We start from the raw sequence: 12,480 nt of genomic DNA on the forward strand, positions 1-12,480 counted from the left end.
AAGAGCCGCCTTGGCGACGCAGAATTTCTAAGGGGCCGCCCTATAAGGGCTTGTCCGCCCAGGAAAGCCGCGCCGCAAAGCCCCGTTCCGGGGCATGGCCGCCCGCTTCAGGGGCGGGCCGTCACCGCATCAGCACCATTTCCTCCGCGCTGGTGGGGTGAATGGCCACGGTGCGGTCGAAATCCGCCTTGGTCAGGCCCGCCTTCACCGCAATCGCCACGCCCTGCATGATTTCCGGCGCATCCAGCCCGATCATGTGAACGCCCACAACCCGATCCGTGGGGTCATCCACCACCAGCTTGATGTAGGCCCGTTCATCCAGCCCGCCAAGTGTATGTTTCATCGGCTTGAAGTCGCTCTCATGGGTTCTGACCGCGCTCACGTCCGGGCTTTCATGGGCCTCTTCCTCGGTCAGGCCCACCGTGGCAATGGGCGGGTTGGAAAAGACCGCGCTCGGCACCGCATCATGTTCCGGCCTGATATCGGCCCCGGCAAAGGTGTTCAACGCGAAGGCATGGCCTTCCTTGATCGCCACAGGCGTAAGCTGGATACGGTCGGTCACGTCGCCCACGGCCCAGATGCCGTCGCAACTGGTGCGCCCATATGCATCCACCTTCACCGCGCCCTTGTCGTCCAGATCAACGCCCGCGCCCTCAAGCCCCAGCTTGCGGGTGTTGGGGTGGCGCCCGGTGGCATACATCACCGCGTCGGTCCTGAGCTTGCTGCCATCGGTCAGATGCAGCACCAGGCCGCGCGCGTCCTTTTCGATCCGCAGCACATTCACACCGGTCTGAACGGAAATGCCCTTCTTGTTCATTTCCGTGCTCAGGCGGTCCCGGAGTTCCCGCTCGAACCCGCGCAGAATCTTGTCGCCGCGATAAAGCTGCACCACACGGCTGCCCAGTCCGTTGAAAATGCCGGCGAATTCCACGGCGATATAGCCGCCGCCCACGATCACCATGCGCTTCGGCAGGCTTTCCAGATGAAAGGCTTCGTTGGAGGTGATGGCGTGCTCGATCCCCGGCACTTCGGGCAGCGAAGGCGTGCCGCCCGTGGCCACCAGAATGTGTTTCGCCGTGATGGTCTTACCGTTCATGCGCACGGTGTGACGGCGCAGCACTTCCGCGCGGCCTTCCAGTATGGTGACACCGGCCCGTTCCAGATTGGCGATATACAGGCCGTTCAGGCGGTCGATCTCCCGGTCCTTGTTGGCGATCAGCGTGGGCCAGTCAAAGCGGCTTTCGCCCACGGTCCAGCCATAACCGGCGGCTTCCTCGAAATCCTCGCGGAAGTGCGCGGCATAGGACAGCAGCTTTTTCGGCACACAGCCCCGGATAACGCAGGTGCCGCCCACGCGGTATTCCTCCGCAATGGCGACCTTTGCGCCGTTCTGGGCGGCGATACGGGCCGCGCGCACCCCGCCCGACCCCGCACCGATAACGAAAAGATCATAGTCGAACCGCATCAAACTCTCCCGCATGTGCGTGAAAACCGGGCTGACATGTACCGGACTTGATCCCGGCGGTCCAGCCCGGCGAACCTTGCGGGGGGCTGTCGGTTGGGGCTATGCACAACAGATCGGGGGACAGCAGCCAGCGGGGGAACACATGGCGGGACCACTCAGCGGACTTCGGATCATCGAGATGGTGGGCATCGGGCCCGGCCCCTTCGCGGGCATGATGCTGGCCGACATGGGCGCGGAGGTGATCGCCGTGGACCGGGTGGGCGGCGGTGGCATTGGCGACCTGCCGGTGGACATCAACCGCCGGGGCAAGAAATCCATCCGGGTGGACATGAAACAGGTGGACGGCGTGGCCGTGGTGCGCGCCCTCGCCCGGTCAGCGGACGGCCTTTTCGAAGGCTTCCGCCCCGGCGTGATGGAAAGAACCGGTCTCGGCCCGGATGTGCTGCTGGGGGACAATCCGGCACTGGTCTATGGCCGCATGACCGGCTATGGCCAGACCGGCCCCCTGGCCGGGCGGGCGGGGCACGACATCAATTATGCCGCGCTGGCCGGGGCGCTGTACAGCATCGGCCCGGCGGACGGGCCGCCCACCGTGCCGCTCAATCTGGTGGCGGATTATGGCGGCGGCGGCATGATGCTGGTGGCCGGGCTTCTGGGCGGTCTGTTGCAGGCGAAAACCAGCGGCCAGGGCCAGGTGGTGGACGTGTCCATGACCGAAGGGGCCAGCCTGCTGATGAGCGTGTTTCATTCCCTCAGGGCCAGCGGCCTGTGGTCAGAGGCGCGCGGCGTGAACCTGCTGGACGGCGGCGCCCATTTCTATGGCACCTATGAAACCAGCGACGGCGGCTTCATGGCCGTGGGCGCCATCGAGCCACAGTTCATGGCCGAGTTTCTTCAACTTATGGACCTGCCGCAGGGCTGGCTTTCCGCCCAGATGAGCCCTTCGGCCTGGCCGGAGAAAAAAGCCGCGCTGGCCGCCCGCTTCAAGGCCCATCCACGCGCCCACTGGCAGGCGGTGTTCGAAGGCTCGGATGCCTGCGTATCCCCCGTCCTGCCCTTCTGGGAAGCGCACGACCATCCGCAGGCACAGGCCCGGAACAGCTTTGTCACGGTGGACGGCCTGCCCCAGCCCGCGCCCGCGCCGCGCTTCGGGGAAACGCCCGCCGACACGCCCGCGCCGCCCGTGGCCAGGGGCACGAATACGGACAGTATATTGAAAGACCTTGGCTATGATGCGGCCACATGCGACACGCTCCGCGCCAGCGGCGTGATCGCCTGAGCGGTGGCCTGACGGGGGGAGCGGCGGGGCTCAGGGTGCCTTCACCGCCTCAAAGGCTTCAAGGGCACGGGCGCGGGCGGTCTTGCGGTCCACCATGGGGGCGGGATAATCCCGGCCAAGCCGCACGCCCGCCGTCTCCAGCACCTTTTTCGGCGCTTCGAACGGCTTGTGCACATAAGCATTGGGCAGGTCCGCCAGTTCCGGGCACCAGCGGCGCACATAGGCGCCGTGAGGGTCGAATTTCTCACCCTGAAGGACGGGGTTGAAGATGCGAAAATAGGGAGCGGCATCGGCGCCGCAGCCCGCCACCCACTGCCAGCTTGCGCTGTTGCTGCCGGGGTCCGCGTCCACCAGCGTATCCCAGAACCAGCGCTCACCATCCCGCCAGTGCCAGAGCAGTTCCTTCACCAGAAAGGACGCCACCACCATGCGCACCCGGTTGTGCATCCAGCCCTGATGCCATAGCTGGCGCATACCCGCATCCACCAGCGGATAGCCGGTTCGCCCCGCCTGCCAGGCTTTCAGCCGGTCCCCGACGCCCTCATGCCACGGAAACTGCCGCCAGACCGGCTTCAGCGGTTCATGTTTCAGGCCGGGAAAATGATAGAGCAGGTGATAGCTGAAATCCCGCCAGCCCAGCTCCCGCAGGAAGGGTTCCACCACGGCCCAGTCCGCCGATCCACAGGCCGCGTGCCAGAGCTGTCGGGGGCTGATTTCCCCGAAGCGCAGATGCGGCGACAAGCCGGACGTGCCGTCCAGATCGGGGCGGTTTCGATCCGCCTTGTAGGTCAGGATCGGCCCGTCCAGAAACGCCCGCAGCCGGTCGGCGGCCCCCGCCTCCCCCGGATTCCAGCTTTCCCGCAGGCCGCCTGCCCAGTCCACCGGTTTCGGGTCCAGGTCCAGCCGCGCCATGGGATGACTGTCCGGCCAGCGATCCGGCGCGGGCAGGGTTTCCGGCACGGGCAGCGGGGCGCCCGGCGCGTCCAGCGTGCGGCAGGCGCGCCAGAACGGGCTGAACACGGTATAGGGGTCGCCCTTCTGGGTCCGCACCGCCTCCGGCTCCACCAGCACATGGCCGCCGAACCGGCGCACGGCAAGCCCGCGCGCCTGCGCAGCGTCGTGAAGCGCGTCCTCCCCCCGTCGGCCGGCGGGATCATAGGCACGGGGCACATGCAGCGCGCCCGCGCCCACGGTGTCCGCCACCGCCATCACCTGATCCGTCAGGTCGCCGCTGCGGATCACCAGATCGCTGCCCATGTGCCGCAACGAGGCGCTGAGGCGCGGCAGGCTCTGGCTCAGCCACCAGCGGGCGGCGGCGCCAAGGGCCGAATCGCCCGCCGCCGCATCATCCAGAACGAACAGGGGCACCACCGGCGCGCCCGCGCGGGCGGCGTGATACAGCGCCGGATTGTCGTGCAGGCGCAGGCTGTGAGGCTGGAAAACAACGATAATGGGGGCGGTCATGGCGCGCCTTTCCTTGAACAGGGTGAACCACACCCTGCTACGCACACACGCCGCCCCCAGGATCACCCGCCCCGGCACAAGGGCCGGGAAGGCGGCCCCGAAAGGCCGCATCACAAGGGTTAGGCACTGAGCGCGGCAGCCTCTTTCGCCGCCTGCGCGGTGGCCTTCTGGTCAACCTTGCCGGCACCATCCCGCTTGACGAGCCAGGAGCCGCCCACAACGGCCACATTGCCCAGCGCCAGATAATCGGCGGCATTGCCCGGCTTGATGCCGCCCGTGGGGCAGAAGCGCACATCGGGCAGCACCGAGCCCGCGGCCTTCAGAAAGCCGGGGCCGCCGCTGTCCGCCGCGGGGAAGAATTTGAGATGGGAAAAGCCCTTTTCCCGTGCCTTCATGGCTTCCGACACGGTGGCCACACCGGGCAGGAAGGCCCAGCCCATGCTTTCCACCGCCAGCGCCAGTTCGTCGGTCAGGCCGGGGCTGACACCGAAGCCCGCCCCCGCGGCGCGGGCCTTTTCCGCCTGCCCGTGGCTGAGCACCGTACCGGCGCCCACAATGGCATCCGGCAGCGCCTTTGACACGGCTTCGATGCTGTCCAGCGCGCTGTCGTGGCGCAGAGTGATTTCCAGCACGGAGACACCGTTTTCAAACAGCGTGGTGCAGGTGGCCACCGCCTCTTCCGGGCCGGTGAAGTTGAGAACCGGGATCACCGGCCCTTTGGCGAAAACGGTATCGAGCGGAATGGATTCCAGTGTCATGCGTCTTTATCCTGATTTACTGAGACGATTCGTGCAGGGCGTGAAAGCCGAAAATGCTGGCGCCTTCCCCGGCCACGCCCACCCGGTCCCGCATGGGCTGGAACAGGTCACGGCCATAGGTAAGCGGCGAAGCAGGGCGCTCTGCCGGGGTACGGGCCTCGAACTCGGCCTTGTCCACCAGCACATCCAGCACGCCGTTTTCCGGGTCCACCAGCATGGGGTCGCCGTCCCGAATCCTGGCGATATTGCCGCCAAGGGCCGCTTCCGGCATCACATGAATGGCGGCGGGCACCTTGCCGGATGCGCCGGACATGCGGCCATCGGTCACCAGCGCCACCTTGTAGCCCTTGTCCTGCAACACGCCAAGCGACGGCGTGAGCTTGTGCAGTTCCGGCATACCATTGGCCGTCGGCCCCTGCCAGCGCACCACGGCAACGAAATCCTTGTTCATCTTGCCGGCCTTGTAGGCGGCGATCAGGGCTTCCTGATCCTCGAACACCATGGCGGGCGCCTCCACCCGGCGATTGGCGGGCTTGACGGCGGAAATCTTCATCACGCCCTCGCCGATCTTGCCATCCAGCATGGCAAGCCCGCCGGTGGGCTGGAACGGATTGTCAGCGGGACGGACCACCGTATCGTCGCCCGGCGCTTCACGCACCGGCGCCCAGACGGCGGCATCGTCCTTCAGCGTCGGGGCGCCCACATGGCCGCTGAGCGGGCCCTTGCCCGCCACGTGCCGGTCCAGATCATGAAGCAGCTCCGCGCCCAGCAGTTCCCGCAGCATGAACGGCATCCCGCCCGCCGCCTCAAAGGCGTTCACATCCGCCAGACCATTGGGATAGACCCGCGCCAGCAGCGGCGTGATCGCGGACAGATCGGCGAAATCGGCCCAGGTCACCTTGTAGCCCGCCGCCGCCGCAATGGCGACGATGTGCAGGGTATGGTTGGTGGACCCGCCGGTGGCCAGCAGCCCCACAATGCCGTTGACGATGCTGCGCGCGTCCACGATGTCCGCCAGCCCCACCGGTTCCTTTTCCGTGGCCATTTCCACGATGCGGCGGGCCGCCGCGTCATTCAGCGCGGCGCGCAGCGGATCGGACGGATTGACAAAAGACGCCCCCGGCAGTTGCAGGCCCATCATTTCCAGCATCATCTGGTTTGAATTGGCGGTGCCGTAAAAGGTGCAGGTGCCGGGGCTGTGATAGGCCCGGCTTTCGCTTTGCAGCAGTTCCTGGCGGCTGGCATCGCCGGAAGCGTAACGCTGGCGCACCTCCGCCTTTTCGCTGTTGGAAATGCCGGTTTCCATCGGCCCGGCGGGCACGAAGATGAACGGCATGTGGCCAAAGGACAGCGCCCCGGTCAGCAGGCCCGGCACGATCTTGTCGCAAATGCCGAACAGCATACCGCCGTCGAACACATTGTGGGAAAGCGCCACCGCCGTGGACAGGGCGATCACTTCCCGGCTGAACAGCGACAGTTCCATGCCCGGCTGCCCCTGCGTAACCCCGTCGCACATGGCCGGTGTGCCGCCCGCCATCTGGGCCACGCCGCCATGTGTGATCACCGCCTTTTTCACCACATCCAGCATTTCGTGATAAGGGGCGTGGGCGGACAGCATGTCGTTATAGGCGCTGACAATGCCGATATTGGCCACATTCTCATCCGCCGTCAGCTTCTGCTTTTCCGAATCCGGGCAGGCGGCGATGGCATGGGCCAGATTCCCGCAGGACATGGCATCCCGGCTGGGCCCCGCTTCCCGCATGATGCGGATTTTCTCCATATAGCCCGCCCGTGTGGCGCGGGACCGCTCTTCGATGCGCTCGGTGATTTCCTGTAATGTCTGCTTGCTCATGACGGTACCTCTTGAAGGTCTATGGGCCCAAGATTGTGGGGCATAAAGGTTTCCGGGCCTGAAATCGCCGGGTCTGCCGCCTCGCGCGTCCGGCTCACTGGACACGCACCATGCGATATAGCGCAGGATCGGGGCCGGACACATGCCCCGCCGGGTTGTATCAGGGCGCCCAATATACGGTGGCGCGGTCACCCAGCGCCCGCATCACGCGGGCAAAGGGCAGATCGGTCTCAAGCGTGCGCTCAAGGGCGGTGAACTTGGCCTCCCCGGTCAGCATGACCGCCACATGGCCCGCCGCCAATATGGGCGGCAGGGTCAGGGTCATGCGGTCCACCTCGTCGCCGGTCACATCGCTTTGATGCGCGCGAATGGCGGCCACGACGCGGCTGCCTTCCGGGTCCATGGCTTCCTCCAGCCCGTGGGCATCGGGGAACAGGGACGCGGTGTGGCCATCGGGCCCCATGCCGAGCAGCACGCTGTCAAACGGCAATGGCAGGGCTTCATAGTCGGCGTTCACTTCCGCCGCCGCCTTGGCGGGCGTGGCATGATCCCGCTTCATGGTGGTGAAGGGGGCCGACGCCGCATGATCCCGCAACAGCTCCCGGCGCACCATGGCGGCATTGGAGCGGTCATGGCCTTCATCCACCCAGCGTTCATCCACCAGCGCCACATGAATATGGGACCAGTCCAGCGCGCGGCCCGCCATCCGGGCGAACAGCGGCCTGGGCGTGGACCCGCCGGACACCGCCCAGGCCGCTGCGCCCCTGGCCCTGAGCCCGGCTTCCAGCGCGGCGGCGGTATCCGCCGCCAGAGCCTGGGTCATCGCCGTTCGGTCGTCGAAGCGTTTGATGGCCACCATTGCCTGCTCAACTCCTGTCCTGTGCCGCCATTGCCGGCGCGTGGAATATCAGCTTACGCCGTGATTTTCATTGAACCAGGCGCGCCCGTCCCGCGCCATCAGGTCATGGGCTTCATACGGGCCCCAGGTGCCTGCCTGATAGGCTTTCATGCCGCGACCGCTGTGTTCCCAATGGGAAATGATGCGATCCGCCCAGGCCCAGGCATGTTCCACCTCGTCCCGGTGCACGAACAGGCTCTGATCCCCGCGCGCCGCATCCAGAATCAGGCGCAGATAGGGGCCCATGCGCGGGGCGCCCTGATTGGCGGCCACATCCAGATTCAATTCCACTTCCTTGAGCCGGTCATGGTCCGTCCCCCGGTGCTTCACCATCATGCGAAAGGCCAGGTGATCCTGCGGCTGCATACGGATGATGAAACGGTTGGGCGCCATGTCCGTCCCCCAGGCGGCGTTGGGGCTGTGCGGCACATCCTTGAACTGGATGACGATTTCGGCGAACCGGTCGGGCAGGCGCTTGCCCGTGCGCAGATAAAAGGGCACACCCGCCCAGCGCCAGTTCTCGATATGGGTCTTGATGGCGACGAAACTTTCCGTATCGCTTTCGCCTTCAAGCTCCAGGTCTTCCATATAGCCGGGCACGGCCTGCCCGTTCACCGCGCCCGATCCATACTGGGCGCGCACCACATTGGCATCAATATCGGCACCGCTGAGCGGCTCCAGCGATTTGAGAACCTTCAGCTTCTCCTCCCGGATGCTGTCCGCGTCCAGCCGGGCGGGGGGCTCCATCGCGGTCAGGCAGAGAAGTTGCAATTGGTGGCTCTGCACCATGTCCCGCAGCGCGCCGGTCCCCTCATAGAAGGCACCGCGCCCGGCCACACCCTGATCCTCGGCCAGCGTGATCTGGATATGGTCCACCGTGCGGTTGTTCCACACCTCCTCGAACAGGATATTGGAAAAACGCAGCGCCAGCAGATTCTGCACCGCTTCCTTGCCCAGATAATGGTCGATACGGAAGACCTGATCTTCCCGGAAATGCTGCGCCACGTCCGCATTGATGGCACGCGCGCTTTCCAGATCGTGCCCGATGGGCTTTTCCAGCACCAGCCGGGCATGGGGGCCGTTCAGGCCGTATTCGCCGAGCAGGGCGCAGGTGCTGGTGAAAATCTTGGGCGGAATGGCCAGAAAGTGGACCAGGGGCCGATCCGCACTGCTTTCGATCTCCTTCGACAGGCGCGCCCATTGGTCATCCCCTGCCGTCAGGTTCAGCGTGACCGGGTGAACGATCTTTGCAAACGATTTCAGGCTGGCCGCGTCGATATCGTCCCGCGGCGGCGTTTCGGCGAACACCTCTTTCAGCCAGTCCGCCACGCTCTGCTCGAAATCGGATCGGCTGGTCACATAAATGCGGCTGTCCGCGGGCACATAGCCTGCGCAGAACCCGTTGAACAGCGCGGGCAACAGCTTTTTGCGGGACAGATCGCCGGCACCGCCGAAGATGATAAGGTCGAAGGATTGGGTCATGGCCGTCCATCCTTAATAAAGCGCGAACAATGGTCAAATGGCCTGCCGGTCCCGGCGGCCGCACGGGCGGAGCATGTGTCCGGGGGGAGCTTGCCGTCTGCGAAGTTGCCAGACACTGGCAAAAGGGGGCCACAAGGTCAAGGTCAAGCCCCCGTCCACGCCGATGCGCGGGATCAAAAAAATCGTGATCGGGCGCCGGGGCGCCATACTGTTTCAAAAACGGGTGCTGAAAACGAACCCTGAAAGATGGAGGCATCGAGCAGGTGGCGCGCACCGTTCAGGCATGGCCAAATGCCGGCAAGCTGATATGGTTCCCATGGCAGAGGAGAAGGCTTATGGGGGATACACCAGACACGCAAGACCAATCAGGCACGCATCGGCCAATGCCACCGGCGCGGCCCGCTGCCCGCAGCGAGGTGACGCGCGCACGCACCGCCAGCATATTGGGCATTCTTGGTGCCGTGCCTTTTGTCCTGATGGCACTGGCGATCGTTTTCACCAAAGGGCCCATGGCCGATTTCGCGCTGATGGCGCTGATGGGTTACGGGGCGGTGATCCTGTCTTTTCTGGGGGGCATTGTATGGGGCCATACCCTGAATGACGACGGCGCCGTGGTGTTTCGCCTGATATACAGCGTGATCCCGTCCCTGATGGCCTGGTCCGCCCTGATCATGCCGACCCAGCCGGGTCTGGTGGTGCTGATGGGCGGTTTCGTGATGGCGGCCATCCACGATATGGGCGTGGGGCGACTTGGCGGGTTTCCGCGCTGGTTCACGGCCCTCAGGCGCAACCTTACCATCATCGTCATGGCCAGCCTGCTGATCGCGTTCATCGAGGGCTTCAAGGGCTGATCCCGGCGCCCGGTGTCCCGCAAGGTGACCGGGCGACCATTCAGGGGGGCACTTCCGCGCCCGCCCAGTCATATACCCGCCCGGTCTGTTCCGGCGTGGCGGCGTTCACCACATCCAGCAGGCAGCGGGCCGCATGGTCCGGGCTGAAAAGCTGGCTTTGGGGCACATGGGCCTGAAACGGGTCCGACAGCGCCGTGTCCACCGTGCCGGGATGCAGCCCCATCACCACCGTCTGGCTGTTACGGCGGGCCTGTTCGATGGACAGAGTCTTGAGAATCTGGTTCAGCGCCGCCTTGGACGCCCGGTAGCTGACCCAGCCGCCAATGCGATTATCCGAAATGCTGCCCACGCGGGCGCTGAGGGCGGCGAACACGCCGGGCCGGTCCCGCGCCATCAGGGGCAGGAAATGGCGCGCCACCATGGCCGGGCCGATGCTGTTGACCCGGAACAGGTGCGCCATGGTCTCCGCCTCGATCTGACGCATGGACTTTTCGGGTCCAAAACGATCGCCGTGCAATATACCGGTGGTGATCATCACCAGATGCACCGGCCCCGCGCGGGCGATCGCATCGGCCACCCGCGCCAGGGCATCGCCGTCCAGCATATCCGCCTGATGCACGGACATGCGACTGTGCCTGACCGGCCTGGGGTTGCGGGCCACCGCATCCACATGGGCGACGCCCGCATGGCTCAGAAGGCGGCCTGTTACAGCCTGACCGATGCCCCCCGATGCGCCGACCACCACCGCGCGGATCGGATCGGTTTCATTGAAAAGCGGCATGGTCCCTCCTTGCGTTCCAGCGAGCGTTCAAACGGGCATTCCATTCGGTCCCCCTTGTTCGCAAGGAACGGACAGGAAGATCATCAGGAGGCGCCCTGATCCGCCTCCGCCGCTTCGGTATGGGCCGCTTCGGTATGGGCCTGGCGGGCACGGATCATGCCCTTGCGCAGCCAGACATAGGCGAGCGCGGCGAGAATGCCGGGCATGGCCTCGAACACACCGGTGTGCAGGCCAAGCTGGCGCCAGACCAGCGCCACGGTCACGCCAATCACCATCATCATGACGGTCTGTGCCTCGCTCGGCTTCATGCCGAGCGTATAAATGACCAGCACCGGCGCGAAGGCGGACCCCAGCACGCCCCAGCTCAGCACCACCAGGGTGAACACGCTCTGCGGCCCGGCAATGGCGATGCCCAGCGCAAACAGGGTGACCAGAACACTCATGGATTTCACCTGCCAGGTGCGCTCGAAGCGCTGGGGCAGCAGATCGTGGGTCAGGGCGCTGGAACAGGACAGCACCAGGCTGTCGGCGGTGGACATGGTGGCGGCGAAAATCCCCGCCAGCACCAGCCCGACGAACACCGGATGCAACAAGTCCTGCGCCATCATGGGCAGGGCCAGTTCCGGGTCGCTGGTATCCAGGCCCGGCAGATAAATCTTGGACAACATGCCCACGACCACGGCCATCAGATAGAACAGGCTGAAAAAGCCGTAATACCAGACCCGCGTGCGGACCAGATGGTCCGGGTTGTCCAGCGACATGAAGCGCACCATGATGTGCGGTTGGCCGATCACGCTGAGCCCGGCGAACATCCAGCCAAGAATGAACAATATGATCCCCATGGCGCCGGGGAACAGCACTTCATCCGCGCCGGGGGACAGGTCGAGAAAGCCCGGCACCTCCGACAGGCGGTCCAGCGTGCCGCCAAAGCCGCCAAGGCCCTGCACGCCGAAATACATCAGGGTGAACATGGCGACGATCATGACCGCGCTTTGCGCCACATCGGTCCAGATCGAGGCGCGCAAACCCCCTGCCCAGCAATAGCCCGCCACCGCCACGGCCACGATGATCGAACCGGTCACCTGCGGCCAGTCCAGAATGGCGAACAGCGCCTTGCCCCCGGCGGACAGTTGCGCCGCCGCGTAGGAGCCAAGAAAGATCACCGAGATCAACGCCGCCAGAAAGCGCACCTCCCGGTAATGCTCGCCGGTCCAGCGGGAAATCACCCCGGCGAAGGACAATTCCCGCGTGGTTTCCGTATAGGCACGCAATTCCTTGTGAATATAAAGGGAGGCCAGAAAATCCCCGAAAATCCAGCCAAAGGCCATCCAGACGGTGGAAAGCCCCACCGCATAGGTGTAGCCGATCACGCCGATGAACATATAGCCGCTATTATTGGTGGCCACGGCGGACAGGCCGGTAAACAGGGGCGATATGCCCTTGCTGGCCAGATAATAATCTTCCTTGGACTTGTGGCTTTTCAGATGGGACGACATGCCCACCAGGAAAAAAGCCAACAGGAAAAACAGAAAACTGACCAGAACCATTGTGCCCCCCGGATAGCAGATTGTGCGCACATTCCCGGATCGCCCGGCCAGGACCGCCCGGTGCGCGCATCAGGAGCCTTTCACAAAGCGGCCCCGCTTGCAA

10 protein-coding genes are annotated in these 12,480 nt (G+C 65.1%); 2 read left to right on the plus strand and 8 right to left on the minus strand.

Annotation, left to right across the window (positions count from 1 at the left end):
• Positions 1–121: 121 nt before the first annotated feature.
• Complete coding sequence (gor, locus tag WGH93_RS09775) at positions 122–1,465, minus strand: glutathione-disulfide reductase (RefSeq protein ID WP_374764700.1); 1,344 nt, start codon at positions 1,463–1,465, stop codon at positions 122–124.
• 142 nt (positions 1,466–1,607) lie between these two features.
• Here gor and WGH93_RS09780 point away from each other — a divergent pair, with 142 nt between their 5' ends.
• Positions 1,608–2,744, plus strand: a complete 1,137-nt coding sequence (locus WGH93_RS09780) for a CaiB/BaiF CoA transferase family protein (RefSeq protein ID WP_374764701.1) — start codon at positions 1,608–1,610, stop codon at positions 2,742–2,744.
• A gap of 30 nt (positions 2,745–2,774) precedes the next feature.
• On the opposite strand, the gene WGH93_RS09785 is transcribed toward WGH93_RS09780, so the two are convergent.
• The 5 genes from WGH93_RS09785 to zwf form a co-directional block, all read right to left on the minus strand.
• Positions 2,775–4,208 carry a cryptochrome/photolyase family protein gene (locus WGH93_RS09785; RefSeq protein ID WP_374764702.1) on the minus strand — a complete coding sequence of 478 codons (1,434 nt, stop codon included), beginning with the start codon at positions 4,206–4,208 and terminating at the stop codon, positions 2,775–2,777.
• A 119-nt stretch (positions 4,209–4,327) separates the two neighbouring features.
• Positions 4,328–4,966 carry a bifunctional 4-hydroxy-2-oxoglutarate aldolase/2-dehydro-3-deoxy-phosphogluconate aldolase gene (locus WGH93_RS09790; protein WP_374764703.1) on the minus strand — a complete coding sequence of 213 codons (639 nt, stop codon included), beginning with the start codon at positions 4,964–4,966 and terminating at the stop codon, positions 4,328–4,330.
• 16 nt (positions 4,967–4,982) lie between these two features.
• The gene (gene edd, locus WGH93_RS09795) at positions 4,983–6,818 is read right to left on the minus strand and encodes a phosphogluconate dehydratase (RefSeq protein WP_374764704.1); all 1,836 of its coding nucleotides are present in this window, start codon (positions 6,816–6,818) and stop codon (positions 4,983–4,985) included.
• A gap of 160 nt (positions 6,819–6,978) precedes the next feature.
• A complete protein-coding gene (gene pgl / locus WGH93_RS09800; protein WP_374764705.1) occupies positions 6,979–7,677 on the minus strand; it encodes a 6-phosphogluconolactonase in 699 nt (232 codons plus the stop codon).
• Between the two features lie 48 nt (positions 7,678–7,725).
• On the minus strand, positions 7,726–9,198 hold the full coding sequence (gene zwf / locus WGH93_RS09805; RefSeq protein WP_374764706.1) for a glucose-6-phosphate dehydrogenase: 1,473 nt from the start codon (positions 9,196–9,198) through the stop codon (positions 7,726–7,728).
• Between the two features lie 335 nt (positions 9,199–9,533).
• Between zwf and WGH93_RS09810 the strand changes: the two genes are divergently transcribed.
• A complete protein-coding gene (locus WGH93_RS09810) occupies positions 9,534–10,049 on the plus strand; it encodes a DUF3429 domain-containing protein (RefSeq protein ID WP_374764707.1) in 516 nt (171 codons plus the stop codon).
• 40 nt (positions 10,050–10,089) lie between these two features.
• Here WGH93_RS09810 and WGH93_RS09815 read toward each other — a convergent pair whose 3' ends face one another.
• Positions 10,090–10,830: an SDR family NAD(P)-dependent oxidoreductase gene (locus WGH93_RS09815; protein WP_374764708.1), complete on the minus strand. Its 741-nt coding sequence runs from the start codon at positions 10,828–10,830 to the stop codon at positions 10,090–10,092.
• 83 nt (positions 10,831–10,913) lie between these two features.
• Positions 10,914–12,377 carry a sodium/proline symporter gene (locus WGH93_RS09820; RefSeq protein WP_374764709.1) on the minus strand — a complete coding sequence of 488 codons (1,464 nt, stop codon included), beginning with the start codon at positions 12,375–12,377 and terminating at the stop codon, positions 10,914–10,916.
• Between the last annotated feature and the right edge of the window lie 103 nt (positions 12,378–12,480).

Origin of the sequence: Yunchengibacter salinarum (assembly GCF_037658235.1) — a bacterium.
Taxonomy (GTDB): domain Bacteria; phylum Pseudomonadota; class Alphaproteobacteria; order Sphingomonadales; family Kordiimonadaceae; genus Yunchengibacter; species Yunchengibacter salinarum.

Excerpts from the sequence above, each read along its gene's own strand:
- edd (WP_374764704.1), bottom strand. The coding sequence starts at position 6,818 with ATGAGCAAGCAGACATTACAGGAAATCACCGAGCGCATCGAAGAGCGG.
- WGH93_RS09785 (WP_374764702.1), bottom strand. The coding sequence starts at position 4,208 with ATGACCGCCCCCATTATCGTTGTTTTCCAGCCTCACAGCCTGCGCCTG.
- WGH93_RS09780 (WP_374764701.1), top strand. The coding sequence starts at position 1,608 with ATGGCGGGACCACTCAGCGGACTTCGGATCATCGAGATGGTGGGCATC.
- WGH93_RS09790 (WP_374764703.1), bottom strand. The coding sequence starts at position 4,966 with ATGACACTGGAATCCATTCCGCTCGATACCGTTTTCGCCAAAGGGCCG.
- WGH93_RS09820 (WP_374764709.1), bottom strand. The coding sequence starts at position 12,377 with ATGGTTCTGGTCAGTTTTCTGTTTTTCCTGTTGGCTTTTTTCCTGGTG.
- gor (WP_374764700.1), bottom strand. The coding sequence starts at position 1,465 with ATGCGGTTCGACTATGATCTTTTCGTTATCGGTGCGGGGTCGGGCGGG.
- WGH93_RS09815 (WP_374764708.1), bottom strand. The coding sequence starts at position 10,830 with ATGCCGCTTTTCAATGAAACCGATCCGATCCGCGCGGTGGTGGTCGGC.
- pgl (WP_374764705.1), bottom strand. The coding sequence starts at position 7,677 with ATGGTGGCCATCAAACGCTTCGACGACCGAACGGCGATGACCCAGGCT.
- WGH93_RS09810 (WP_374764707.1), top strand. The coding sequence starts at position 9,534 with ATGGGGGATACACCAGACACGCAAGACCAATCAGGCACGCATCGGCCA.
- zwf (WP_374764706.1), bottom strand. The coding sequence starts at position 9,198 with ATGACCCAATCCTTCGACCTTATCATCTTCGGCGGTGCCGGCGATCTG.